23 protein-coding genes are annotated in these 21899 nt (G+C 61.4%); 17 read left to right on the top strand and 6 right to left on the bottom strand.

All coding sequences use genetic code 11. The features are described 5' to 3' along the window. Positions 1 to 79: 79 nt before the first annotated feature. The 12 genes from G4D79_RS08345 to G4D79_RS08290 all read left to right on the top strand — a co-directional run bounded on the left by G4D79_RS08345 (position 80) and on the right by G4D79_RS08290 (position 11305). Positions 80 to 1315 carry a sedoheptulose 7-phosphate cyclase gene (locus G4D79_RS08345; RefSeq protein WP_099697118.1) on the top strand — a complete coding sequence of 412 codons (1236 nt, stop codon included), beginning with the start codon at positions 80 to 82 and terminating at the stop codon, positions 1313 to 1315. Next, positions 1312 to 2340: a 3-oxoacyl-ACP synthase III family protein gene (locus tag G4D79_RS08340; protein ID WP_075834597.1), complete on the top strand. Its 1029-nt coding sequence runs from the start codon at positions 1312 to 1314 to the stop codon at positions 2338 to 2340. The genes G4D79_RS08345 and G4D79_RS08340 overlap by 4 nt, the downstream gene beginning before the upstream one ends. Positions 2341 to 2343: 3 nt before the next feature. Next, positions 2344 to 3546 carry an MFS transporter gene (locus tag G4D79_RS08335; RefSeq protein ID WP_020971053.1) on the top strand — a complete coding sequence of 401 codons (1203 nt, stop codon included), beginning with the start codon at positions 2344 to 2346 and terminating at the stop codon, positions 3544 to 3546. A gap of 5 nt (positions 3547 to 3551) precedes the next feature. Beyond that, on the top strand, positions 3552 to 4547 hold the full coding sequence (locus G4D79_RS08330) for a zinc-binding dehydrogenase (RefSeq protein WP_020909399.1): 996 nt from the start codon (positions 3552 to 3554) through the stop codon (positions 4545 to 4547). Continuing rightward, a complete protein-coding gene (locus tag G4D79_RS08325; protein WP_099697119.1) occupies positions 4540 to 5361 on the top strand; it encodes an SDR family oxidoreductase in 822 nt (273 codons plus the stop codon). Before G4D79_RS08330 ends, G4D79_RS08325 begins: the two co-directional genes overlap by 8 nt. Beyond that, the gene (locus tag G4D79_RS08320; protein WP_075834602.1) at positions 5358 to 6257 is read left to right on the top strand and encodes an NADP-dependent oxidoreductase; all 900 of its coding nucleotides are present in this window, start codon (positions 5358 to 5360) and stop codon (positions 6255 to 6257) included. The genes G4D79_RS08325 and G4D79_RS08320 overlap by 4 nt, the downstream gene beginning before the upstream one ends. Further along, positions 6254 to 7051: a VOC family protein gene (locus G4D79_RS08315; RefSeq protein ID WP_099697120.1), complete on the top strand. Its 798-nt coding sequence runs from the start codon at positions 6254 to 6256 to the stop codon at positions 7049 to 7051. The genes G4D79_RS08320 and G4D79_RS08315 overlap by 4 nt, the downstream gene beginning before the upstream one ends. Beyond that, positions 7048 to 7932: a TIGR03619 family F420-dependent LLM class oxidoreductase gene (locus G4D79_RS08310; protein ID WP_083056428.1), complete on the top strand. Its 885-nt coding sequence runs from the start codon at positions 7048 to 7050 to the stop codon at positions 7930 to 7932. Before G4D79_RS08315 ends, G4D79_RS08310 begins: the two co-directional genes overlap by 4 nt. Next, on the top strand, positions 7929 to 8597 hold the full coding sequence (locus G4D79_RS08305) for an HAD-IA family hydrolase (protein ID WP_099697121.1): 669 nt from the start codon (positions 7929 to 7931) through the stop codon (positions 8595 to 8597). Before G4D79_RS08310 ends, G4D79_RS08305 begins: the two co-directional genes overlap by 4 nt. Beyond that, positions 8594 to 9556, top strand: a complete 963-nt coding sequence (locus G4D79_RS08300; RefSeq protein ID WP_099697122.1) for an ROK family protein — start codon at positions 8594 to 8596, stop codon at positions 9554 to 9556. Before G4D79_RS08305 ends, G4D79_RS08300 begins: the two co-directional genes overlap by 4 nt. 10 nt (positions 9557 to 9566) lie before the next feature. Then, positions 9567 to 10667: an alcohol dehydrogenase catalytic domain-containing protein gene (locus tag G4D79_RS08295; protein ID WP_099697123.1), complete on the top strand. Its 1101-nt coding sequence runs from the start codon at positions 9567 to 9569 to the stop codon at positions 10665 to 10667. Positions 10668 to 10756: 89 nt separating this feature from the next. Continuing rightward, positions 10757 to 11305 (top strand): SMI1/KNR4 family protein, encoded by a 549-nt coding sequence (locus tag G4D79_RS08290; RefSeq protein ID WP_235867754.1) that lies wholly within the window; start codon positions 10757 to 10759, stop codon positions 11303 to 11305. A 13-nt stretch (positions 11306 to 11318) separates the two neighbouring features. On the opposite strand, the gene G4D79_RS08285 is transcribed toward G4D79_RS08290, so the two are convergent. Beyond that, complete coding sequence (locus G4D79_RS08285) at positions 11319 to 12092, bottom strand: DUF4190 domain-containing protein (protein ID WP_099697125.1); 774 nt, start codon at positions 12090 to 12092, stop codon at positions 11319 to 11321. A 175-nt stretch (positions 12093 to 12267) separates the two neighbouring features. On the opposite strand from G4D79_RS08285, the gene G4D79_RS08280 reads away from it, so the two are divergent. The 3 genes from G4D79_RS08280 (at position 12268) to G4D79_RS08270 (ending at position 15096) form a co-directional block, all read left to right on the top strand. Beyond that, positions 12268 to 12972: a TetR/AcrR family transcriptional regulator gene (locus tag G4D79_RS08280; protein ID WP_054782167.1), complete on the top strand. Its 705-nt coding sequence runs from the start codon at positions 12268 to 12270 to the stop codon at positions 12970 to 12972. Further along, complete coding sequence (locus G4D79_RS08275) at positions 12969 to 13706, top strand: SDR family oxidoreductase (RefSeq protein WP_081558526.1); 738 nt, start codon at positions 12969 to 12971, stop codon at positions 13704 to 13706. The genes G4D79_RS08280 and G4D79_RS08275 overlap by 4 nt, the downstream gene beginning before the upstream one ends. Positions 13707 to 13788: 82 nt before the next feature. Then, the gene (locus G4D79_RS08270; RefSeq protein WP_083056414.1) at positions 13789 to 15096 is read left to right on the top strand and encodes a serine hydrolase; all 1308 of its coding nucleotides are present in this window, start codon (positions 13789 to 13791) and stop codon (positions 15094 to 15096) included. 19 nt (positions 15097 to 15115) lie between these two features. Here the strand turns inward: G4D79_RS08270 and G4D79_RS08265 are convergent, their stop codons facing one another. The 3 genes from G4D79_RS08265 to G4D79_RS08255 form a co-directional block, all read right to left on the bottom strand. After that, a complete protein-coding gene (locus tag G4D79_RS08265) occupies positions 15116 to 15952 on the bottom strand; it encodes a DUF1206 domain-containing protein (protein WP_003943056.1) in 837 nt (278 codons plus the stop codon). A 61-nt stretch (positions 15953 to 16013) separates the two neighbouring features. Then, positions 16014 to 16415 carry a hypothetical protein gene (locus G4D79_RS08260; RefSeq protein WP_020971062.1) on the bottom strand — a complete coding sequence of 134 codons (402 nt, stop codon included), beginning with the start codon at positions 16413 to 16415 and terminating at the stop codon, positions 16014 to 16016. Between the two features lie 58 nt (positions 16416 to 16473). Further along, a complete protein-coding gene (locus G4D79_RS08255) occupies positions 16474 to 17445 on the bottom strand; it encodes a serine/threonine dehydratase (protein ID WP_099697126.1) in 972 nt (323 codons plus the stop codon). 167 nt (positions 17446 to 17612) lie between these two features. On the opposite strand from G4D79_RS08255, the gene G4D79_RS08250 reads away from it, so the two are divergent. After that, positions 17613 to 18251: an NAD(P)-dependent oxidoreductase gene (locus G4D79_RS08250; protein ID WP_054827230.1), complete on the top strand. Its 639-nt coding sequence runs from the start codon at positions 17613 to 17615 to the stop codon at positions 18249 to 18251. Between the two features lie 32 nt (positions 18252 to 18283). Then, complete coding sequence (locus G4D79_RS08245) at positions 18284 to 19201, top strand: nuclear transport factor 2 family protein (RefSeq protein WP_235867755.1); 918 nt, start codon at positions 18284 to 18286, stop codon at positions 19199 to 19201. Positions 19202 to 19237: 36 nt separating this feature from the next. On the opposite strand, the gene G4D79_RS08240 is transcribed toward G4D79_RS08245, so the two are convergent. Then, the gene (locus G4D79_RS08240) at positions 19238 to 20404 is read right to left on the bottom strand and encodes an alkane 1-monooxygenase (RefSeq protein ID WP_054827228.1); all 1167 of its coding nucleotides are present in this window, start codon (positions 20402 to 20404) and stop codon (positions 19238 to 19240) included. Between the two features lie 420 nt (positions 20405 to 20824). Next, complete coding sequence (locus G4D79_RS08235; protein WP_030536016.1) at positions 20825 to 21808, bottom strand: ABC transporter substrate-binding protein; 984 nt, start codon at positions 21806 to 21808, stop codon at positions 20825 to 20827. Positions 21809 to 21899: the final 91 nt, after the last annotated feature.

The raw sequence follows: 21899 nt of genomic DNA, 5'->3' as shown, positions 1-21899 counted from the left end.
TTCATTTCGTTCACTGAAGTACCGCCGTACTGCTGACACAGCTCGCGAACGCTCTTTCACACCGTCTAGGGGGATCGACATGCGTAGTGCCGCTTCATTCAAACTGGGTCTCAGCCACAGCGCGGCCACCGATTCGACATGGAAGGTCGAAGCGGTCAAACAGGTCGAGTATCACGTGATCGCCGCACGAAATCTGTTCGCCAAGGACAGCACTCGACTACTCGACGGGTGCAGCGCAGCGTCGCTACACCGCGGAGACCGACGCTTGATCATCATCGACGCGAACGTCGACCGAATTCACGGGGATCGAATTCGAGGCTACTTCGAACACCACGGAATACGAGCATCCTTCGTACCGATGCGAGCCGACGAGACGGTCAAAGAGTGGGGTTCTGCGGTGCGGGTGGTCGACGCGATGAACGGGTTCGGCATCGACCGACGCAGGGAGCCGGTAATCGCGATCGGCGGGGGTGTTCTACTCGACATCGTCGGTTTCGCCGCGAGCGTCTACCGCCGCGGAACGCCGTACATCCGGGTCCCCACCACACTGATCGGCCTCGTCGACGCCGGGGTCGGCGTCAAGACCGGAGTCAACTACGGCATGGGCAAGAATCGACTAGGGACGTATGCACCGGCCCTGGCAACTTTTGTCGACCGAGCATTCCTGCGTACCCTCGACAACCGACACTTGTCCAACGGCCTTGCCGAGATACTCAAGATGGCCTTGATCAAATCCCTCGACCTCTTCGAACTGCTGGAAATCTTCGGGGAACGATTGATCGATGACAGGTTTCAGGGCTCTTCCGACGAACTCGACACAGCAGCAACACAAGTCATCGCCGAGTCGATCCACCTGATGCTCGAGGAACTGCAGCCCAATCTGTGGGAATCCTGCCTCGAACGCTGCGTCGACTACGGCCACACATTCTCGCCCACGCTCGAGATGGAAGCACTACCGGAACTTCTGCACGGTGAAGCCGTAGCTGTCGACATGGCATTGACGTCTGCACTGGGTTATTTGCGGGGAAGTGTCAGTGAAGCTGAACTTGATCGCGTCCTGACTGTAATGAGGCGCCTCGGCCTTCCCACCTGGAACGACGTCTTGTCCACACCGGGCGTCCTCGGCGCCGCATTGGCCGACACAGTGCGTCATCGGGACGGGCGGCAACGGCTGCCTTTGCCGGTCGGGATCGGTGGGCACCACTTCGTCAATGATGTCACGATCGACGGAATCAACTCTGCCTCCGCCCTTTTGAACAGGAAGAGCGACGAGCTACGCGTCCGTGAGACGTCGGTGACGAAGGTCGCGTCATGAGGTGGGGCGGCCTCTACATCGAAGGCTTCGGCTCATACCTACCGGACAGGCGGGAACAAGCCTCCGACATGGTGACCGAAGGACGGTTCGATCCCGTCGAACATCAGAAGACCGGACAGACTTCGGTTGCAGTGTCGGACCCTGATATCGGCGAATCCGCGCCGGAGATGGCAGTCTTCGCAGGCAGAGCTGCGTTGGCCGACAGCGGAATCAGCAGCAACGAAATCGACCTACTCGTGCATGCAGTGGTTCTGCACAACGGCCTGGAGGCGTGGAACTGCGGCGCCTACATTCAGAACGAACTTGGCATCGACGACTGCCTGCCGATCGAGATCCGAACAGCCTGCGCCGGAGCAATCGTCGGAATCGAACTGATCGGCCGCTGGTTCGACGGACACGGCAAAGGCCTGGTAACTGCATCCGACGCTTGGCGTCTCCCCTTGTTCGACCGGTGGAATTCCGACAGCGGTCTCGCCTACGGAGACGGCGCGGCCGCTGCTGTCATCGGCCCGGATCCGGGTCCCTTTCGTATTCTTTCGACTTCCGTAGTCACTGATGCACACCTCGAGCAGATGCACCGCGGGCACGAGCGCACAAGCATGCCTGTCTACGGCACCGCCGACCCGATCGATCTCCGGGCACGGGTGGGGGGCTTCACCGAGACTCACTCCATCGACGAGTTCTGGTCACGCAACGCGGCCGCCCTGTCTCGGTGCGCTGAAACAGCTTTGGGTGATGCCGCCACTCATCACGGTGACATCGCCACCTGGATCGTACCGAATTTCGGCAACGTCCTACTTCGCAAACAATGTTTCGAACCGCTGAAGATCCGCGCCGAGCAGACCTTGGTCGAACTCGGCAGAACCATCGGCCACACCGGTGCTGCCGACCCACTACTGGGCCTCGACCTGCTCCGCCGCAGCAAGGCCCTGCACCCCGGAGACCGGATCATGCTCACCGGCATCGGCGTCGGGTTCACATGGGGATGCGCAGTCGTCGAATACACCGGATACGAGAAGGGATAGGCCATGGTGGTCGAAACTCCGCACGAATTGACGACAACGGCTCGCTCTACCAACGCGAATGCCGCAATAATCTGGATGCTCCTGGCAGTGTTCGGCGTCGGCACTGTCGAATACCTTGTGGCCGGCGTACTTCCGGACATCTCCACCGACCTCGGGGTCAGCACCTCCACAGCAGGACTGCTCGTCACCATCTATGCCGTCACAGTGGTCATCGGTGGCCCTCTACTGACGATCGCTACCACCAGGGTGCCGCGGACACCTCTCATCGCGGCTCTGATGGCTCTCTTCGTCATCGGCAACATTGGAACTGCGCTGGCACCGAACTTCGCAACCATGGTGATATTTCGGATCATCACTGCTCTGCCACACGCGACGTTCTTCGCTTTGTGCCTGGTGCTGGCGACGTCGTTGGTGGCGCCTGAATTCCAAGGGCGTGTGATCGCCCGCGTCACCCTCGGACTGAACCTGGCGACGGTCCTCGGCGTCCCCTTGGGAACTCTCATCGGTACACAACTGGGTTGGCGCTGGTCTTTTGCGATCATCGCCGTTTTCCAACTGCTGGTCACCGCTGCGCTGATCGCCTCGACGCGCAACGCCGCTCCCTCGCACCAGACCGGGAACGTCAGCTCAGAGCTACGGGTGTTCACCCGTGGCCCAGTTCTGTGGGCGATCGGGCTGACCGCTCTCAGTCAGGCAGCGCTTTTCGTGGTGTTCACCTACATCTCGCCGTATCTCACCGAGCATGCCGGCATCTCGGTGTCGACGGTGACGGTGGTGTTGTTCGTATTCGGCGTCGGGTCTGTTGTCGGCAATCAACTCGGTGGTTACTACGCGGACAAGGACCTGGACAAAACGCTGTACATCGCGTTGACCGCGCTCGCGTTGGCACTTCTCGCTCTCTTCGTCTTCGGCGGAACGTCTTGGTTTGCCTTCGCCTGGATGTTCGTGCTCGGTGCTACCGGTTTTTCCATTATTCCGCCGCTCGCCTCGAAACTCATCGGTGCCGCAAGCGAAGCCCCGCACCTTGCTGCCACGGTCAACATTGCAGGATTCCAACTGGCGAATGCTGCCGGCGCGTGGATCGGCTCGATCGCTCTATCCGGCGGCAACAGTGTTGCAGTCCTGCCTGCTATCGGGGCAGTCCTCGCGGCGGGCGCAGTACTGCTGCTGTTCGTCAGTCGGCGCACTGCTCGGAGCGTGACGTGAAAGCCATGAGAGCTGCGATGATCGACGCTCCCCGTTCCGTGTCGATCGTGACGATCGACCGTCCCAACTGCGGGCCTGACGATGTCGTCGTCAAGGTTGCCTATGTCGGTCTGTGCGGTACGGATCTGGAGTTGTTGCACGGCACGTCGTCATACCTCACTGATGGCCTTACGTCGTTTCCGCATCACTTCGGGCACGAATGGGTGGGCACCGTAGAGCAGACCGGCCCGAATATTCACGATCTGTCGGCGGGTGACGTAGTCACCGGGAGCACGATGATTTTCTGCCAGGCGTGTTCGGCCTGCGGGGCCGGACGACGCAACCAATGCTCCGATCTGCGTGAGGTCGGGCTATACGAACATCCTGGTGCCGCAGCCGAATTCCTCCGCATGCCGCGGCGCACGGTCGTTTCACTCGGTCGCGTCACAGTCGAACCGGAGCACGTTCTCATCGAGCCGCTCGTAACGGTGCTCGAGGCGCTCGACGCTGCTTCGGTGTCGCCGGGTGATCGGGTTCTCGTCGTCGGCGCGGGCACGATCGGCAGCTTGTCCATCGCCATGCTGAGTCGATACCCGATCACCGTCGACGTTCTCGAACCCCGGTCGATCGAACACCTCGACTCCGGCACCGTCACACACAGTTTCACCGATGCCACACACCTGACCGGGCAGTACGACGTGGTCGTGGAGGCGTCTGGCGGCGCCGGTGCGCTGGGTACCGCCGTAGGCGTTCTCCGTCCGGGAGGCAAGTGCATCCTCGTAGGCGTCGCGGCGCACACGGAATCGATCGATCCCGGAGCGGTTGCGCTGGCCGGCATTTCGATCATCGGAGTACGTCACGGGGTAGATCACTACCGCCGAGCCGCGGAACTGTTCCCGCTGATTCGCCCGGCATTGACCGCATTGATCGACAGTGTGGTTCCTCTGACCGAAGCACAGTCCGCGTTCGATCGTCTCGAAGGCCACAGGACACGGCCGAAGGTGGTGATCTCTGTTGAGTGAGCTCGAATACACAGTGATAACCGGAGCGAGTAGTGGTATCGGCCGGGCAATCGCGCTCGCGCTTGCGAAAGAGGGTCACAACCTCGTCCTCGGATACGGCAATGGTCTCGATCGCATCGCACGGTTGGTGAGCGAAATAAATGCGCAGTTCCGCATCGACGTCGTTCCCCTGCAACTGGACCTGCGCAATGCCGAATCGACAGTCGACGCCGTTCTGCGATGCACAGATGAACTGGGTGAGATCCACTGCCTGGTAAACAATGCCGGGATCAACGATCGATCACCCGCAGATGCACTCGCCATCGATCGAATGCGCGAGGTCATGGCCGTCAATTCGATCACCCCACTTGCGTTGGCCTCGTCGGTGGGGCGCCGGATGATCGCGCGAGGTATCGCAGGATCGATCGTCAACATCACATCGATCCATGACACGGTCCCCATCACCGGCGGTGCAATCTACTGCGCCAGCAAGGCCGCATTGGCGGCGTCGAGTCGTGTCCTCGCCCTCGAATTCGCGCCCCACGGAGTGCGCGTCAATTCCGTCGGACCGGGAGAAACCGCCACCGCGATGAACGGCATCGATGACGAATCCTCGTATGCGGACATCGATCGCCCCGCTATCCCGTTGGGGCGTCCGGCCGGTGTGCACGAGGTCGCAGCAGCCGCGGCGTTCCTCGCCGGGTCCGGTTCGAGCTATCTCACGGGGACCACCGTTACCGTCGACGGCGGACTGGTTCTGACTGCAGCCGAAGCGAATGCCCGCTACGCCGTCGATCATTCTCCAACGCAAGGTCTCATGAAAGGAATCGCATGAAAGCCATCGCAATCGAAGCCACCGGCGACCCAAGCGTTCTCACTCTCACCGAGGTTGACGAGCCGACATCCGGCCCCGGAGACGTCACTGTTTCCGTTGCAGCCGCTGCCGTCAACCCTGTCGATCTGAAGACCCGTTCGGGGTTCTTGCCCATCGAGTTGCACTTCCCAGCGGTATTGGGATGGGACGTCTCCGGAACTGTTATCGCAGTCGGATCCGCGGTAACACGCTTCACGCCAGGAGACCGCGTCATCGGAATGATCGCGCAACCGGCACACCGCTACGGAACCTATGCCGAACGCGTCACCGCCGACCAGTCCTTGTTCGCACCCGCTCCGTCGAACGTCACCCTCGAGCACGCTGCTGCGATCCCACTCGCAGCGCTCACCGCTGTGCAATGCCTCGAGAAACTCGACCTTGCATCAGAATCCACGGTGTTGGTGACCGGTGCTGCCGGCGCGGTGGGCCGAATAGCGTCGGCGCTGCTGATCTCGCGGGGACACCGCGTCGAAGCCCTCGCTCGCGAGAGCGACACTGACGAACTCTTGGCCCTCAGCCTCAGCAGGGTCATAGCGAGTCCCGTCGACCTGCCGCAGAAGGAGTACGACGCCATCGTCGACACGGCGGGTGTTGCCGAATCCGTCGACAGTGTGCGAGACGACGGCGCCTTCATCTCCATCGACGACAACGAGCAACCCGCACCGCAACGTGGAATCACACCGGCGAAAAGCTATGTCGACGAGGACGGCTCGGGCCTCGAATCATTCGCCGAACTGGTATCGACCGGTTCGGTCACCGTCCCTGTCGCCCGAACATTCCGGTTCGACGAAGCACCCCGAGCCCACGCTCTGCTGGCCGCGGGCGGAACCCGAGGAAAGGTACTGCTGATCCCATGACCGTGACCGCGAATGTCGAAAATGCCTTGTCCACAGTCGGTGTCACCGTTCCCGATGCGGACGCCGCCGCCAACTTCTTCGCTTCACTCCTGGGTGCGAACCGCGTCGTAAGATCCCCCGGACGTGCCTCCGTACCGATCGGATTGTCGGGGGTCGTGGATTTCGTATCAGCGGATTGGCCCCATCAACCCCCGCCGCGGTTGGTCGACATCGGCACCAACCATCTGTGCTTCACTGTCGGCGATATCGAACTCGCTGTGAGCTACCTTGATTCGCGAAGCGACGTGACAGTCCTCGGCGACGTGATCGAGGTACCCGAGGGTCCGATTGCGGGCAACAAGTGGGTGTACTTCCGGTCGCCGTGGGGCGATCTCTTCGAACTTCAGCAGTGGCCCGAGGAGCCGGGATACTTCCACGAGACCCAGGCCCGACTCCACCACAGACGAGAGGACATCGCGTCGGCCCTTCTCCCGACCTGCCGCGGTTTGGATCACACGGGCTACAGCGTCCCGGACCTTGACGCCGCGATAGCGCGTCTGGTGACCGCCCATTCGGGAACCGAGGTGCTCCGCACCGACATCGCAGCGGATCGCGGGTTCATGACGGCACAGTTCGATCTCGACGTCGAAGGAACGTCCCGGATGGCGATGGTATCCGTCGGCGACTTGAACATCGAGTTGTTCGAGCACCACATCGGCCAGCAGGAGGCCCCTCGCCCTTTGACCGCCAACGGGGGAAACTTCCTGACGTTCCGCTACGGGGGCGCCGCACGACTGATTCCGAGTTCGCTGTGAAGTACGGAATCAATCTCCCCAACTTCGGGCCGCAGATCGACCCCGAGGGGATTCTCGCGTGGGCCCGGACAGCGGAAGCTGCCGGATTCGACAATGTCCTGCTCTCGGATCACGTGGTGTTGACCGACGATGCGAATCGCCGCTCTCCCGCTCCGTTTTACGAGTGCCTGGCCACGCTGTCCTGGCTCGCAGCGGGTACCGAGTCGATTCGCCTGGGCAGCGGCGTGCTGATCGGCAGTCACCGACACCCGGCCCACCTCGCCCACGCGACCGCGACGATTGATCGACTCAGCGGCGGACGGTTGATCGTGGGCATCGGGGTCGGCTGGACTGCACAGGCTTTCGACGTCCTCGGCGTTCCGTTCACACGTCGAGGCCGACTGACGGATACCACTCTCGAAACCCTGATCGCAGCGTGGACGTCGGAGACATACGACGCACCGGGCTCGGCCGGAACACATCGCGTGCACAACGGACCTCTACCGCTGCAGCAACCACACCCTCCGTTGTGGATCGGCGGCAACGGACCCGCTGCGATCGACCGAACCAACAGATTAGGCACTGCATGGCACCCATTGCACCCTACCCGGGGCCTATGCATCGCTGGAGTCGCTTCACTCGCCCCCGGGCGTGAGTTCGTCCCCCGCATCTACTTTCTCCCCACCGAAAAATCTGTCGAATCACCAGACCGTCCACTCGGGTACGGAACCATCAACCAGATACGTGCCGACATCGATTTTCTGTCTGAGATCGGTGCACAGACGATTGTGCTCGATACCGATCCTGGCGACCAGCGACTGCGCCGCTCAACCGACCACGATCTCGATCTGATTCGCATTGCCGGCGAAAGTTTGGGAATGAGTCGGGTGGCCGTCTTATGACTCTGCGGCCCAGCTCGATTCGACAATCCATTTCGACCTCGGCACTGCTGTTCGACATGGACGGAACCCTCGTCGATTCGCAGGCGTCGATCGAGGCTGTCTGGTTCGAATTCGCGGACCGGCACGGCGTTGATCGGGCGGTGGTAGCGCAGGCACTTCCAGGCCGCATCGCTTCCGACATCATCGTTCGGGTTCTCGGCAATCGAGCAAACGTCGAATCCGAACTGAACTGGATCAGGCAAAGCGAAGAGCAGAACTCGCATCCAGTTCGCGCCATCGCCGGCGCCAAGGACTTTCTGGCGTCTGTGCCCCCGGAGCGGTGGGCGATTGTCACGTCAGCCCCTCGATCGATGATGGTGCGAAGGCTCACTGAAGCCGGCCTCCCGCTTCCACACGCGTCGGTATGCGCTGAGGACGTGCGCGTCGGCAAGCCAGATCCCGAGGGCTTTCTTGCAGCGGCGGCGCGCTTGAAGGTTTCCGCCGACTCCTGCACCGCATTCGAAGACTCCTCGGCCGGCATGGCTGCTGCGGCCGATTCCGGCGCATCATGCGTTGCAATCGGAGCCGAGCCCGGACGAAACCTTTTGAGAGTGAATAACTTTACTTCACTACGACTCTCCCGAGAGAGATCGGAGCTCGTAATCGACGTGGTACCGGAACTATGACGGATACCGTATCGGTCGATCTGGGAGGTACGTGGCTACGCATCCGCAGCGGTGAGCGAACCGAACGGCTGCCATCGCCCAGCGTGCTCCGACAACCGTCTGCCACTCCCGATCAACTCCTGCGCGAGCTGATCGAGACACTGGATCGATATCTACCGCCGGGTGCCGCAGTGAACATGGCGTGCGGGGCCGCGCTCGACGAACAGAAGGGCGTCGCCTATGGATCCGGCCCATTGTGGGGCGGCGCTCCTGCCGGTGAGATTCCGTTGCTGCGTCTCCTCGAATCCCACCGCCCGGACGTTCGATGGACGCTCGTGAACGACGTGACGGCAGGGTTGGCGTCGTTCGCTCGTGGGTTTACACGTCCCACCGATCGGCGCATCGCCTACCTCACCATCAGCAGCGGGATCGCACTGCGGATAGCTGATGCAAAAGAGGGAGTGATTCCAGTGGACGCATTGGGGTTGCAAGGTGAGGTCGGCCACCTTCGTGCAGTGACGTCGGGGCCGGATACGGTGCGACAGTTGCCCTGCGCATGTGGAGGCGTCGGACATGTCGCGGCGATCTCGTCCGGCTCGGCGTTGACTGCTGTCGCCTCGGCTCTCGAATTGCCCTATGACAGAGATTCGTTCGGTCCAGCACTCGAGTCAGGCGCCCCTGGTGCATCACTTCTGTTGCGCGTGGTCGTCGAGCCGATCGCCGAGCTGGTCAGAACGATGATCGCCCTCGATCCACGACTGGATCGCATCGGGATCGGTGGCGGGCTCGCCGAAGGTCTGTCCGAGATGTACGAGAGGGAACTGTGTTCCCAACTCGCCTCGGTGCGATCGTACGCGGACACGTCACTGACTCCCGAGAGAATCCGTAAGACGATACACCTGTGCCGTCCTCACGATATCGACACCCTGTCCGGTGCCGACGATATTGCCGCCGGTCGCCTCCGCGTAAGCAAGCTGTGAAAGAGGATTCATGACAACGCAACTCACCCATCGCGCAATCGTGAGAAGGGGCAGTCGGTCGAGCGTCGAAAAGCGGCCGACTCCAACTCCCGGGCCCGGCGAACTTCTCGTCGCCCCCGAGAAAGTCAGCCTGTGCGGGACTGATATTCAGATTGTGCGCGGAGACAGGGACGACCCCTCGCCCATTGTCGGCCACGAAGGCGCTACCCGCGTCGTCGAAGTGGGCGACGGCGTCACCGACTTCGAGGTAGGTGATCGAGTCGTGGTCAACCCGACGCATCCGCATGATTCATCGTTTCTTCTCGGCCACAACGTCGAGGGGTTGTTTCAACAACGCGTCATCATCGGCGTGCCCGCGGTCAGTGGAGGGTTGGTCACGCCGTTGCCACTGGAACTTTCCAGCGCACGCGCTACTCTCGTCGAACCGTACGCCGTCGTCAGGTATGCGCTCTCCTGCCTCTCACGCGAGTCACCGGAGACGCTGCTCATTTTCGGCGACGGTCTCATCGGAAATCTGGCTGCGGCCCTCGCACCCTCCGTTCTCTTCCCAACCGTCCGAGTAGTAATGGTCCACCGCACCGAACTCGGCATGGAGTGGACGACGAATCACTTTCCATCCGTGGTCAACTCGCTCGCTACCGAGAACTGGGTACGCAAAACCGCAGGCTCGGTCGCTGTGCTGGTCGCGACTCACCGCGCCGGCACAGTAGCGTCGATCGACACCGCTCTGGAACGCCTCGGCGATCGAGTTGTCGCCATGCATCCGATTGGTGGAGTGCCGGCCAAGGCCACGTCCGATTTGTTACCCGGGGTGGACATCGCCGGGGTGCGACAAGCCAACACGGGTGGACCGACACCACCCGCGATCACCACGTTCACCAGGGGCGCTCTGCGCGTTGCCTTGACTGGCAACAGAGGAGTCACGAACCACCAACTCGCCTCCGCTGCAGCTGCATTGACGAGCGCCGGCGACACGATCGACACGCTACTCACACACCAACTCGGCATCGATGAGGGCACCGCATTGATGAACGTGATCTGCGAGAAACGGACCCGAGAGGTGGACGGCGAGTTGGTGATTCGATTGGTGGTGAATCTTGCGGGCCATTGAAGGTATTTGATCCGACGAACTCGGGGAACAACCAGCCAAGACCTCCCGCCCGAGATCCTTCACGAACTCGCATTGCTAGTGTTGAGGACGTGTTTGCACAGGGACCCAACGCGCTGACGGTAGAAGGCCAGTCGACGCTTCAACACATAGATTTCACTGTTTTGGATTCTTTTCGATTTCCCGACCGGCAGGGCTTCCCCGATTCTTATCGCGCATTCATCCGGCACGCAGGTTGGGCGCGGACCTTCGGACTCTGGCTCATCTATCCGCCCGTCCTTCCCGGATTCGCCGACGGTTGGCAAGGGCGCGCCCGCAACCTCACCGCTCATCTTCGGTCCGTCTACCGAGAAGGACGAGATGACGAGTTCGATTGGATGATCGAACCCGACGGCGATTGGTCACTCCCTGACTCGCTGCAGGTTTTCGGATGGAGCGAAAACGGTGACGCTCTGCTGTGGGACACAGCATCCCGCGGCGCTGACGGAGAGTTTCCGGTTTGGGAATCGCGCTCGTTCAACTCCCTCCACCGCCTCGGCGGGAGCCTCTACGAAGTACTACCGTCCATTCGCACCCGGGCTCTGGGCCTGTTCGGACCTCGCGACCACGACATCGAACCCCTCTCACCGATCCCGCTCTGATGCGCGATCCGAACTACCGATACGCCGCGGACACAGCCACTAATACGAAACCTACGATGACGATCAGCGACAGATAACCGAGAACGAGGCCGGCCACTGCCAACCCACGCCCACTTTCGCCGGATTGGCGAATTTGATTCAGCGCCACATGACCCACTGGAATGGCAAGAACCCCACCGAAGATTCCAAGTACGAGTGCAACGATGGCCAAGGCATTCGTGCCGCCGACCACCCCAGGGAGCGGTGCCGCCACCTGCCTGACAGGCCCGAACGTCGAACGAAGGCTCCTCCCTAACAGCAGCGCCGCGGCCATATACAGCAACAGCCCCGCCACAGATCCGGCTATCCAGGCTCCACGAAACGCCGGCCCGTCGACGTCGAGGATCCTCCCCGACGCCCTCACACCGGATCCTGCTGCACCGACCGCGATACTCAAATTCACTGCGCCAGGAATAACGGCAAGCATGGCAATGGCACCGAAACCAAGCGACAATGCCGGGCCACCTCGGCGCCGCCACGCCAACGAACTCATCAGCGCTGCAAACAAAGTCACAGCGGTGCCCAGAAGCCCAGTCACAAATCCGACAACGACTCCCGTCTCGAAGTCCCCACCTAGATGACGAGCAACCCACTGTGCCCAGGCCCGCGCGAATGGCGGCCCGAGCGTCAGCGAGACAACGACCGTTGCAACCGCAGCGCACGCCACGACACTGATGACCCGCAGAATCCACCCCAGATAACCGGAATGCGAATTATTTTGCGCAACAGTAGTTTCCGAGTCGATCACCAGGATTCCTTCGTTCAGAGTGTGAGAACAGAACGGCTCTAGCTGTCACTCCACACAGAACCGTGGCCGGACCGGCTCACTCATCTGATCAAGTTCTGGCGCCTGTGTCTGTAGTTCGTTCGCACGACCAAACCGGCGATAGCAACGATTACATATTTGTGTTAGCGTTGTTTCCATGGGTTCGAGAGCAAAGATTCTGGCCGCGGCAACCGAGCTGCTCAATACCTCCCCCAACGGCGACATATCCACCCGCGCCGTGTGCGAGATGGCCGGCGTCGGCGCCCCCGCGCTCTACCGTCAGTTCGGCGACAAGGACGGACTGCTCGCAGCCGTCGTAGAGGCAGGTTTCTTCGAATACCTCGAAGGCAAACGGGCTGCGACACCTTCCGATGACCCCGTTGCCGATCTACGGGCCGGCTGGGATGCGCACACCGCCTTCGCGCTCGCGCATCCCGCTCACTACCGCTTGATGCACTCACCTTCCGCCCAGAGCGCCGACACCGCCCTGCAGGCCCAGGCGCTACTTCGATCCGTTCTCGAACGATGCGCTGCGGCAGGTGTTCTGACCGTATCGGTCGACGTGGCTACGCAGATGGTGATGTCCGCCAATGCGGGCGTCGCTCTGATGCTCGTCGTCAGGCCGGAACAGTACCCCGATCCGACGCTGTCACAGCGAGTTCGCGACGGAATCTTCGCGTCCATCATCGACGAATCCGGCGTCCACCCGGAAACCTCACTCAACAGAGTTGCATCTACTCTCGACGCCCAACTGGCCGCCGCAGATTCAACTTCTCTCTCCGCCAACGAAGTCGGCCTACTACGAGAGTGGCTTCGCAAGCTGTCCGATGCAACCGAAACCAGTTCAGGAGTTACATCATGACTGACACCACCACCCGCGTCGCCATCGTCACTGGCGCTTCCGGCGGCATCGGGCGAGCGACTGCCGAGAAGCTCGCCGCCGACGGAATGGCTGTCGCCGTGCACTATTCAGGAAACATTCAACGCGCCCAGGAAACAGCTGACGCCATCGTCGCTGCGGGCGGTCGCGCCATAGCGGTGCATGCGGACGTCGCCGACGAAGGTGAAGTCGCGGCCCTGTTCGATACGGTCGAGGAGGAATTCGGGGGCATCGACGTCGTCGTCCATGCAGCCGGAATCATGATTCTCTCCACCGTCGCAGAACTGAACTTCGACGATTTCGATCGGATGCATCGGACCAACGTCCGAGGGACCTTCGTGGTCGACCAGCAGGCAGCCAGACGTGTCCGGCGCGGTGGTGCGATCATCAATTTCTCCACCTCCGTGAAGAAGCTGGCGTTTCCGACTTATGCCGCGTACGCCGCCACCAAAGGTGCTGTCGACGCGATCACTCTGGTTCTCGCGAAAGAGCTACGGGGACGCGATATCACGGTCAACGCCGTAGCCCCAGGCCCCACGGCCACCGATCTGTTCCTTGACGGGAAAGATGAAGCTACAGTGGAGAACCTGTCCAAGCTGGCTCCCCTGGAACGCCTCGGCACACCGGCGGACATCGCGGAGGCTGTCGCGTTTCTCGCCGGCCCAGCTCGTTGGGTCAATGGCCAGGTCATCTACGTCAACGGCGGCGTGATTTAGCAAAACCATCGTCTAAGGAGCACACCTTGGCAATTCCGACAAAACAGTCAAACCAGTCGACTTTGGTTGTAATGTGCAAACAATGGATAACCAGGATCGAGGGTCCGCCCGGACGTCACGACGACAGTTCATCAGCGTTGCAGGGCTGGCGGCAACCGCGGTCATAACCCTCGCGACCTCCTCGACCGCCGGCGCCGCCGGCCCCACGGCACCCAATCCAGGTTCGCGGGTCGGCGATCCTGCTGAAGCCCAAGCGGTGCAACGCGTCGCAGAGACACTGCTGAACAGCGGCGTTCCCGGCCTTGCCTTCGCTATCGTCAAACCGGATGAGAAGAACCGCAAGGCGAGTGTCACCACTACGTACCACTACGGCCACGCCGACGTCGAAAACGGCGTGAGAGTCACTCCACGAACGCAATTCGAGATCGCCTCGGAGACCAAGACCTTCACCGCTGCACTACTGGCGAAACTGATCTCTCGGGGAGAAGTCGGATTGGACGACCTGGCGAGCAAGTATTCGGATGGCAACCCGCTGCCGAAAGGCATCGGCGGCGAGGAGATCACGCTTCGCCAACTGGTCACCCACCGTTCCGGCCTGAGCGACGACCCGCCCAATCTTTCGGCGGGGTGTGCCGATCCCACACGATCGTGCACGGACGAGAAGGCGAAGTACACCAGAAATATGCTCTGGAAAGGACTCCAAGACGCCGGCGCCTTGGAGTTCGCCCCCGGTAGCCACTGGCTGTACTCGGACTTCGGGTTCGGACTGCTCGGCACACTCATGGCCGACAAAATCATTCCGGGACAAGAGAAGCCACCATTCGCGGCGGCAGTCGCCCGCGAAATCACCGACCCGCTCGGGATGATGGGTACCGTGATCGAGACCAAAGCAACCGACCTTGCCGTTCCGTACCACCTCGACGGCACACGAGCGCCTCTGTGGAACAACACGGGTGCGATCGCAGGAGGGGGTGGGCTGGTCAGCACCGCCGAGGACATGTCGATTTGGGCTGCAACAACTCTCGGCTACGGAAACAACCCGCTCAAACCAGTCCTGACCTCGATGCTCGAGCAGATCGACACGCAAGCTCCGGAGAATCCTGCATTCGGAATGGGAATGGCGTGGCAGCTCCAACCCCCGACGCCGAACTTCCCACAACGGTTCGCCAAGAAAAACGGAGACAGCTCGGGATCCAACTGCATCACCCTGCTGGTTCCCGACAGCGGCTGGTCGATCACGATTCTGGCGAACGGTGGAAATGCGGCGATGATCGACCCTGCAGCCGTGAACCTGATGCATGATCTGGTTCCGAGACGACCCATATTCGGTAGCTCGACGGGAAGTTCGTCGGGCAGCGACGTCGGCTTCCAGACCGGGTCATTCGGATAGGCCCACTTACCTACGGGCGCTACATCTTCGTCGAGCGTGCCATCACGAAGCAGTAGAGCCCGTAGGTGATGATGCCCAATCCGGCAAGGATCAGCAGCGCCACTCCGTACGGCTGCGCGCCCAGCGTCTTGAACGCTCCGTCGAGTCCGGAGGACTTGCCGGGTTCGGAACTGTTGACCGCAAGAAGAACCAGAATGCCGACTGCAGCGATGGCCAAGCCCTTGGCGACGTACCCGACGGTTCCGAGTCGGCGCACGAAGTTGCTGGGTGTGCCTTTCAGATCATCGAGGAAGTTCTGGCTCGCGCCCTTGTACACGTGGTACACACCAACGGCAATGATCGCGATCCCGCCGATCACCAATGCGATAGTTCCAAGCGTGTTCTCCATCAAACGCGCCGTGATCCCCGCACTCTGACCGCTGCTGGACTTCCCGCTACCGCGGGCGAATCCGAATGCAGTGAACGCAAAACCGAAATAGACGAGCGAAATGCCCAGAGCCTTTGCGCGGTTGAAGAACTCTTTCTTCTTGTCGTCAGAGGACGGCGACGACGAGCTTCCCAACGCAGCTTCGGCCAATCTCCACAACGCCATAGCAAGGAAGGCCACGACGCCGACCCACAGAGCGAAGACACCCCCTGGCTTTCCTGCCAACTCGGCCATCGCACCCGATTGGTCCGCAGACCCGGATCCACCGAGAGCAAGGCGGATCGCGATATATCCGATCAGCAGATGAACCACACCGCTGACGACGAATCCGGCACGGGCAAAGCGCTCGAAGACATTGTTCTGTGCGACGTCAGCCGCCGTGGACGCGACGCTCTTCTGGTCGTGCGGTGACGATTCTTTATTCATCATGATCGTCGAACCATATACGGGCAGACGCTTCCCTCGAACGCCTGCATCAAGTGTTTCGAGATCAAGGGTTTCGAGGGTTCTGATCCGGCGTCGACCGCGGTTCTTCGGGGTTGGGAACCTTGGGGTCGATCGTGTCTGCATGATCTCGTTGCTGGTTCAGTTCCTCGCGAGAACTCGTCGCCTCTTTCCGATGCTGCGCTGCATGATGTTGCAGCGCAGACGCTTCCGCCGCTTTGGCGTCGGCCTCTGCCTGCACCATGCGCGCTTTGGCTGCTGTCTCTTCTGCCCGCGCCTCGCGCTCGCCTACTTGCAGTGACTTGTCTGCGACGTCTTCGCGGATCTGTTCTGCCTCGATGTGACGACGCTCGTCACGCCTGTTTCGCGCCACCCACAGGAGTGCGGCCACGATCGCTATCACCACGACCACGGCAACAATTATCCAGATAATGCTGCTGGTACTCATACTGCGAGAGGTACCCACCTGCGACTTTCTCACACGCAGGCAAACAAATACGCTGAAATTACAGGTCGGTCGGATGTGTGTTGGCTCCGCATAGAACCACGCACAGTTCACCGTCGGACGGCGGCGACACCGTTCCGTTCAGAACCGGAGCCAATGCTGCTGCGGTTCCCAACTCCACCAGAATCCGGAACTCCCGCCACAGGAATGCCCGCGCTTGCCGGATCGAATCATCTTCGACCACAACACTATCTACCGAACTCTCATGCAGTGTCTCCCAGGCGATGGCACCAATTCGTTTAGCCCCCAACGAGTCTCCGGCGATACTGTTTACTTCGATATCCACCGGACGCCCCGCATCGAGCGAGGTGCGCAAGGTGGCAGCCCCGGTCGGCTCGACGGCTACCACGTGATCTTCGGGACGAGCCGCCGCGACGATTCCAGAGACCAACCCGCCGCCGCCGACTGCAACGCAATACGTGATCGGTCCGGATGCGTCGTCTTCGAGCTCGAGAGCGATGGTGCCGGCCCCACTGACGATGTCGGGCAGGTCGTAGGCGTGCAGTTCGAGCGCACCGCTGGTGCGTGCGATGTCCGCCGCAGCGGCAGCAGCGAGTGCATACCGGTCGCCTACCTTGTGAACGGTTGCACCCAACTCTCCGAGAGCCTTCACCTTGGCATCAGGCGCTGTCTCCGGCACCACCACTGTGCAGGTGAGTCCTCGTCGCCGCGCTGCCCATGCGGCCCCGATTGCAGCGTTGCCGCCAGACGCGATCACCACGCCGGCATCGGGCATGGTGCCGTCGGCGACCGCTCGTTCCACTGCATTGAGACTGCCGCGCACTTTGAAGGAACCGCCGTGCTGGAGGTACTCGAGCTTGAACAGAACCGGCACCTCACCGTGTGGTGTCGGTAGCGCAGTGCGAAAGATCGGAGTACGCCGCGCCAGTCCTGCGATACGAGTCCGTGCAGCTTCGACGTCCGAGCGCTCGATTGCCACTGGACCTGCATTGTTGTCGGCGGTGAGAGTCATGTACCAACCCTACGGTTCGCAACGTCGACCCGAAGCAGTCGGCCCATCGTCATCATGATGTCTGTTTTTCACCAAGGAATGCCCGCATCTGACCGAGACAATGCACCTCGGGGTGAATAAATTTACTACTACAAGCACAACGACGACGTCAAGGAAAGGCACACCCCATGTCGAAGATCGCAGTATTCGGTGGAAACGGTTTTGCAGGAAGCGCAATCGCGAAGGAAGCCGCTTCACGCGGCCACGAGGTAACCGTCGTCGCTCGCAGCGCGCAGTCCGGAACCGACACGAATGTCGTGCAGGGTTCTGTTCACGACAACACGATCGTGGAGCAGATCACGGCAGACAACGACGTCGTTGTCGTTGCCATCCCCGCTCGCGAGATCGACGGCAAGCGCCTGCTCGACGCCGTCACTCCCCTCGCAGATGCCGCCGCACGCAACGGTGCTCGCATTGCCGTAGTCGGTGGCGCCGGCAGCCTGTTGGTCTCCGAGGGTGGGCCACGCGTCGTCGACACCCCCGACTTCCCGGACGCATACAAGGGTGAGGCACTCGCTCACGCCGACGTCCTCGATGCGCTCCGCGCGACCGACAGCAATGTCGACTGGTTCTACGTGAGCCCGGCCGCAGCATTCGGCGCACATGCCGGCGTCGCTCCGAAGGGATCCTTCCAGGTGGGTGGCGACATCCTCCTGACGGACGCCGAGGGCAACTCCGCCATCGCGGGCGAAGACTACGCACACGCTTTTGTCGACGAGATCGAGACTCCGGCCCACCGTCGCCAGCGTTTCACCGTCGCACACTGAATATGAGCAACCTTCGTAGGCGCGCAGCCTGGATGACTGTTCCCGCTGCCGCCGCACTCCTGCTCACTGCGTGCTCCAACGACGCGGAATCCGCAACGCCCAGCAGTTCTACGACGTCCACGAGCGTTGTTGCCGAACAGGGCGATCAACTCGAATCCAACAAGACCATCGTCACGGATTTCTACGAACTGGCGTTCAACAGCCGTCAGGTTCAGCAAGCCGCCGACCGGTACATTGGCGACGTCTACATCCAACACAACCCCACCGCCGCCGATGGGGCAGCTGGATTTGTCAGCGGCATAGGCGGTTACGTCGAGGCCACACCCGGATTGCACGTCGAGATCACTCGCGTTTTCGCCGAGGGCGATCTGGTTGCCCTCCAGTCTCACACCACGTCTGCACCCGGCGACCGCGGCCAGGCCGTATTCGACATCTTCCGCGTCGACAACGGCAAGATCGTCGAACACTGGGATGCCATTCAAGACGTGCCGGAAACGTCCGCGAATCCGAACACGATGTTCGACGGACCCACCTCGTCGCCGTCCAAGTCGTCAGAAGTCTTGGAGCGCAACACGGCCAACGCGTTGACGTTCCTGCAGCTCGCCTTCAACGAGGGCAAAGCCGCCGAGGCTGCCGACCAGCTGGTCGGTCCGACCTACACCCAGCACAACCCCTCGTTCGCTGACGGCAAGGACGCATTTGTCACCGCGCTGGCCGGAATCGAACCCGTTACCGGAGACAAGGCCACCAAGTTTCCACGGACGGTAGCCGAGGGCGACTTCGTCTTTGTTCAGACCTTCGCTTCGTCCGGTGGGGGAACGGCCGGCAGCGGCTCGATGGACATCTTCCGATTCGACGAGAACGGCAAAATCGTCGAGCATTGGGACGCCGTCCAGGACTACCCGTCGACGACTGCAAGCGGCAACACCGTGTGGGACGACGGTCGCTGAGACGACAACTCCGAACAGTTCAGAGAGGGATGCGGATCAGCCGACGTTGATTCGTTCTGTGTCGCCGTCGTAGTAGTCCAACAATCTCTGATCCATCACCCGGCGCCACAGCGGTGGAATCCACGCGATCACGATCATCACTGCGTAGCCGGCCGGAAGTTGCGGCGCTTCGGCCGCGCTACGCAGACTTTGGTACCGCAGCTTCGGGTTGGCGTGGTGATCGCTGTGCCGCTGCAGTTGGTAGAGAAACAGATTGCTCACGACGTGATCGCTGTTCCAACTGTCAGCGGGGCTGCAGCGAACGTACGAGCCGTCGGCACGCTTGCCACGCAGCAGGCCGTAATGCTCGAGGTAGTTCGCGGCTTCGAGGAAGGTGAATCCGGCAACTGCCTGCAGCAGGAGCCAGGGCGCGACCTCCCAACCGAAGATACCGATCAGCGTCGCGAAGAGGACAACACTCATCGCCCAAGCGTTGAGAATATTGTTCTCGAAGCTCCAGGTTCGTTTGCCTTTCCTCTGGAGTCGAGCGCTCTCGATGCGCCATGCCGAACGCAGCCCGCCGAACACACTTCGTGGCAAGAACCTCCAGAAGCTCTCACCGAACCGTGAGCTGGCCGGGTCCTGCGGAGTAGCTACACGCACATGGTGGCCGAAATTGTGTTCCACGTAGAAGTGCCCGTAGAGAGATTGCGCAAGCGCCACTTTCGCGAGCCACTGTTCGATCTTCTCGCTCTTGTGGCCGAGCTCGTGGGCCGCGTTGATACCGACGCCGGCGACGACGCCCACCGTGAACGACATCGCGATCTTCTCCGCGATTCCCATCGGAGCGTTGATCCAGCACCAGCAGGCGAAGACCAGACCGGCGTATTGCAAGGGGAGGAACGCGTAAGTGCACCAGCGGTAGTAGCGGTCTTTCTGCAGTCGTGGGATCGCATCGTCCGGCGGACTTTCGCCGTCTTCACCGGCCAACATGTCGATGATCGGGATGACGATGACCAGTAGCCACGCGCCGGTCGCCCAGAACAATCCGAGACGAAGGTTGTCGACGAGAAACCAGGAGAGGAACGGGCTGAGTGGAATCAGCAATCCGAGCGGCCACAGGTACCTCTTGCGGTCGCGCCAGCGCGGATTTTCGCCGGACGGCGAGTCGGTGTTCTGGACAGCGTTCGATTCGGTACGCCGTGCGTCGGAAGTCGCTGTCATTCGCCGATCTCGCCTTTCGTCCCCTCGAACGATTCGCCCCACGCACCGTTCACGCTCAGCAAACCAGAACTAACGTCCGGACGGGTATGGTCCCGAAATCCAGAGCGCCCTGCTCGAAAGACGGCACGAGCGCTTGTACTCACCAAAAACTCCCCCGCACATCACTGCTCACCCCGACAGTAGATACGGACAAAATACCCCACGGATCTGCGGGGATGGCGACCACCTCCGCACGTCGCCGAGGATCGATGATCCCTGCCAAGGCAAGGTCGAACCGCGTCGCCCTCGTCGAAGTAACGGTAACCGGCAGTGACAGAAATCATAAGCAGAGGACAGGATTTCCGCTCGTAGTGGCGACCAAAAAGACTGCGCGCCCTCAACTGGTCAGTTGCGGGCACGCAGTGAAAAGGTGAGCAAGCGTCAGAGCGTTGCAAACACCTTCGTTTTCACTTCGTTCAGCCAACCGTTCGCGGTCACGAAGTCTGTGACGCTCGACTGCAATCCGAAGACGTGCCCGGCCTGCGCCGCCGGCAGCCTCGTGAAGAGGTTGTCGTCGAGGACCGCCTGAACCGCCGCACTGGTCGACCCGTCCGCGTTCAGCGGATACAGCACGACCGTCACGCCGTTCAGGATGTCGGCCAACTGCTCCATCGGATAGGACGCGTATCCGGCATCGGTGTAATTGGTCGGAACACCGGGCCCGTACGCCAATCCGAGTTCGTTGACCACCAAATTGCCGATCGCACCGGTGGGCTGCTGAACCGAGAAAGCGCCGGGCGCGTCTCCGAGTGAAATGTGAATCCACTTGTTGGTCGCGATCACGTCGGCGTACTCGCCACGGACACGTTCGAGATTCTCTTCGTAAGCAGTCCGCGTCGACTCGAGCACGTCGGTCTTGCCAATTGCCTCAGCAAGCTCGGTGGTGATCTTCTTCCAGTCGCCTCGGCTCTCTCCCTTGACGATGACGGTGGGTGCAATGCCGGACAGACGGTCGAACGCCGCTTGGTCCACCTCGTCGGCGTCGCCGACAATGATGTCGGGATCCGCCGCAGCGATCGCTTCGAAGTTCATTTCCCCGAAAGGCCCGATGGTCGGGAGCCCGTCGACGAAGGCCTGCTGCTCCGGCGTGAATTCACTGATCCACTTGCCGTAGTCCTGCACAGCAGCCGGTTTCACTCCGAGAGACATGAGCTGCCAAGGAGTGTCGTACGACGCGGCGACGACGCGCTCAGGTGAAACCGGCACCTCGATGTCCCCGTACGCCGACGCGACGGTCCGGACGTCCGTCTGCTCGGAGTCGGCCGACGACGAGGAACAGCCGGTCACCACCATCGCACCTACGACGGCAACCGCCGCCGCTGCGATGACTCTGGAACCGAAAGAAAATGATCGAATTGCGCGCACGCAGAACTCCTACAGGGTGATTGTTTAGCCAACCCTAAGTTCATTCTGCGGCACGGCACAAGTCCGATCGAGGCGCTTAGAGTCGCTGTTC

The sequence above is a fragment of the Rhodococcus sp. WY5 genome, from assembly GCF_018588185.1.
Classification (GTDB): Bacteria; Actinomycetota; Actinomycetes; order Mycobacteriales; family Mycobacteriaceae; genus Rhodococcus_F; species Rhodococcus_F qingshengii.
This window is presented reverse-complemented; position numbering and strand designations above follow the sequence as displayed.

Coding starts and splice junctions, on each gene's coding strand:
- G4D79_RS08265 (WP_003943056.1), bottom strand. CDS start 15,952: ATGATGAATAAAGAATCGTCACCGCACGACCAGAAGAGCGTCGCGTCC.
- G4D79_RS08280 (WP_054782167.1), top strand. CDS start 12,268: ATGGGTTCGAGAGCAAAGATTCTGGCCGCGGCAACCGAGCTGCTCAAT.
- G4D79_RS08250 (WP_054827230.1), top strand. CDS start 17,613: ATGTCGAAGATCGCAGTATTCGGTGGAAACGGTTTTGCAGGAAGCGCA.
- G4D79_RS08260 (WP_020971062.1), bottom strand. CDS start 16,415: ATGAGTACCAGCAGCATTATCTGGATAATTGTTGCCGTGGTCGTGGTG.
- G4D79_RS08240 (WP_054827228.1), bottom strand. CDS start 20,404: ATGACAGCGACTTCCGACGCACGGCGTACCGAATCGAACGCTGTCCAG.
- G4D79_RS08335 (WP_020971053.1), top strand. CDS start 2,344: ATGGTGGTCGAAACTCCGCACGAATTGACGACAACGGCTCGCTCTACC.
- G4D79_RS08255 (WP_099697126.1), bottom strand. CDS start 17,445: ATGACTCTCACCGCCGACAACAATGCAGGTCCAGTGGCAATCGAGCGC.
- G4D79_RS08295 (WP_099697123.1), top strand. CDS start 9,567: ATGACAACGCAACTCACCCATCGCGCAATCGTGAGAAGGGGCAGTCGG.
- G4D79_RS08315 (WP_099697120.1), top strand. CDS start 6,254: ATGACCGTGACCGCGAATGTCGAAAATGCCTTGTCCACAGTCGGTGTC.
- G4D79_RS08305 (WP_099697121.1), top strand. CDS start 7,929: ATGACTCTGCGGCCCAGCTCGATTCGACAATCCATTTCGACCTCGGCA.
- G4D79_RS08245 (WP_235867755.1), top strand. CDS start 18,284: ATGACTGTTCCCGCTGCCGCCGCACTCCTGCTCACTGCGTGCTCCAAC.
- G4D79_RS08340 (WP_075834597.1), top strand. CDS start 1,312: ATGAGGTGGGGCGGCCTCTACATCGAAGGCTTCGGCTCATACCTACCG.
- G4D79_RS08345 (WP_099697118.1), top strand. CDS start 80: ATGCGTAGTGCCGCTTCATTCAAACTGGGTCTCAGCCACAGCGCGGCC.
- G4D79_RS08330 (WP_020909399.1), top strand. CDS start 3,552: ATGAGAGCTGCGATGATCGACGCTCCCCGTTCCGTGTCGATCGTGACG.
- G4D79_RS08320 (WP_075834602.1), top strand. CDS start 5,358: ATGAAAGCCATCGCAATCGAAGCCACCGGCGACCCAAGCGTTCTCACT.
- G4D79_RS08300 (WP_099697122.1), top strand. CDS start 8,594: ATGACGGATACCGTATCGGTCGATCTGGGAGGTACGTGGCTACGCATC.
- G4D79_RS08270 (WP_083056414.1), top strand. CDS start 13,789: ATGGATAACCAGGATCGAGGGTCCGCCCGGACGTCACGACGACAGTTC.
- G4D79_RS08275 (WP_081558526.1), top strand. CDS start 12,969: ATGACTGACACCACCACCCGCGTCGCCATCGTCACTGGCGCTTCCGGC.